Raw genomic sequence first — 1624 nt, forward strand, 5'->3', positions numbered from 1 at the left:
AACCATTATGGGACATATCCACCTTCACGTTCACGACTTAGACCAGGCCCGCCATTTCTATTGTGATGGCTTAGGCTTCGAGATCACTTCCGATCAATTGAACCAGGCTTTGTTCCTATCTTCGAATAGATACCATCACCACCTGGGTTTGAATACGTGGCAAGGTACAGACACCCCGCCTGCTTCCGATCAAAATACCGGTCTGAAGCAATATACCTTACTGTTTCCTAATCAAGCTAAAAGAGATCATGCTGCGAAGCGCTTAAAGCAGCTTGGATATGGGACTGAGATGGTTGATGAGCAACTGGTCACCAGCGATCCATCAGGAAATCGAATGGTTTTAGCCTTTTGAATTGATTGAAGCCCTATTGTATTGAACCAGCGCAGGTGTCAAAAGTATTTGACACCTGCGTTGGTTTTTATTACCATCAAACTGTAAAACATATTTGACACCTATAGCAAAAAGGAATGATAAGAATTTGAAAAATGATATAAAGATCTTAAGAGAAAGATTAGGTGTTTCCCAGGGAAAACTCGCTTCTCTCTGCCATGTGAGCCGGCAGACGATAAACGCTATTGAAAACAATAAGTATGACCCGAGTTTACAGCTCGCTTTTAATATTGCTAAGCATTTAGGAACCACCGTGGATCAAATATTTTCACCATAAATAAGCAGGAGGGAAAAAATTAATGAGTCTATTTTTAACAAACCTAGTGGTGCCCCTTATATGGCTTGCCGTTGTAGGATGGTTATCCGGCAGTAAAGACTTCATATTTAAACCAAAAGAAGACGAGCGCAAAGAGTGGATCAAACAAAAAGCAGTCGTGCAAAGCTGGGCTACTCTGATCCTTTTTCTACTTTCAAATTTCCTATTCGATTTCTTTAATGTCGGGGATCCGCGCTTAGAGGGTTTCCAAATGCAATATCCTGAACTATTTTACTTAGCTATCCTGCTGGTAAGCTATATCATATTTTATATAATAAATGGCAGAAAAGTAAGCGCATAGGCTGTTGGCGCATAACTTCAACTCGCCACGTAAGAATGTCGAAAATATAGGGATTGGAGCTGATCGAGTGTCTGATCATAAGGAAGATCATGAACCATTTAATGACGCGATAGACCATCAGCAGAAAATCGAAGGATATCCTAAACCAAGTGAAGGCAAACTCCCGCTACCCATACGATTGATCGGTTATTTTCTATTTGGGGGAATCATACTCATGATTCTTGTCGGCTTACTTGGAAACGTTTTGTCTAACTGAGGATACATAGATAAGCGTGGGACCAGCCTCAGTAATGATTTTAAATCGGATAAAATAGAAAGCAGCCATTGAGGTTTTCCCTCCATGGCTGCTTTTCTTACTGATCATTAATAATCGCGGGATTAGAATCAAGCGTCAGGACCTCTTCCGAAGTTTAGACAGATTCATCTTTATTATAGAAGATTTTAAACCCGCCGTACTGAACCGCTCCATTCCGTACGAACTTACGGTAGAGCGGCATTTTCGTTGAGGCAGGCCCCCACCCTTCATAGTTCTATTCATCTTCCTCAAGTACAATTTTCTGATCCGGGTAAATCAAATGCGGGTTTTCCAGTTGATTAATGTCTTGCAGTTCATGCC

At 41.3% G+C, this 1624-nt stretch carries 4 protein-coding genes; all 4 read left to right on the plus strand.

The window, feature by feature from the left end:
- Window positions 1-352 (plus strand): VOC family protein (locus WAM07_RS04540; RefSeq protein ID WP_422165152.1); only part of this gene is annotated, 352 nt, incomplete at its 5' end.
- A gap of 127 nt (window positions 353-479) precedes the next feature.
- Window positions 480-668 (plus strand): helix-turn-helix transcriptional regulator, encoded by a 189-nt coding sequence (locus WAM07_RS04545; protein ID WP_422165154.1) that lies wholly within the window; start codon window positions 480-482, stop codon window positions 666-668.
- A 22-nt stretch (window positions 669-690) separates the two neighbouring features.
- The gene (locus tag WAM07_RS04550) at window positions 691-1008 is read left to right on the plus strand and encodes a hypothetical protein (RefSeq protein WP_422165156.1); all 318 of its coding nucleotides are present in this window, start codon (window positions 691-693) and stop codon (window positions 1006-1008) included.
- 67 nt (window positions 1009-1075) lie between these two features.
- Entirely contained in the window at window positions 1076-1264 is a 189-nt protein-coding gene (locus tag WAM07_RS04555) for a hypothetical protein (protein WP_422165158.1), read from the plus strand.
- Window positions 1265-1624 lie beyond the last annotated feature (360 nt).

Origin of the sequence: Halobacillus sp. (assembly GCF_049282395.1) — a bacterium.
GTDB lineage: Bacteria > Bacillota > Bacilli > Bacillales > Halobacillaceae > Halobacillus.

Excerpts from the sequence above, each read along its gene's own strand:
- WAM07_RS04550 (WP_422165156.1), top strand. The coding sequence starts at position 691 with ATGAGTCTATTTTTAACAAACCTAGTGGTGCCCCTTATATGGCTTGCC.